Below are 305 nucleotides of genomic sequence, written 5' to 3'. Positions count from 1 at the left end.
AGGGTATTAGCTCATCTACTAGATCGAGTGCAGACTTCTCAAGCGCATCTAGCAGGTGATAACTCAAACTAGAAAGCGTGAGATACCAAAATGAAAGCTCGGCATCGAGAGCACGAGCCCAAACATGATGGAGATATAGGCGATAAGGCCGCTCAATGTATTTGTCTGGGTCGTGTTTTTTACGCGCATCTTGCTGAAAGTCGAATTCATGCTCATCGTAGTCGCGCAACGTCGCTAATTGCGTTAGATCGAAATCACCACCATGAAGCTCATTCAATTTGAAGCAATTCTCTCCGATACCGCAT

Annotated in this window: 1 protein-coding gene; it reads right to left on the bottom strand. The window is 45.6% G+C overall.

Annotated features, from left to right (window positions below; all coding sequences use genetic code 11):
• Positions 1 to 277: hypothetical protein (locus A3750_RS25860; RefSeq protein WP_231871711.1), on the bottom strand; the 277-nt coding region annotated here is incomplete at its 3' end.
• Between the last annotated feature and the right edge of the window lie 28 nt (positions 278 to 305).

This window comes from Oleiphilus sp. HI0079, assembly GCF_001635105.1.
Note: the sequence above shows the minus strand (reverse complement) of the source record. Positions and strands in the feature narration are given on the sequence as shown.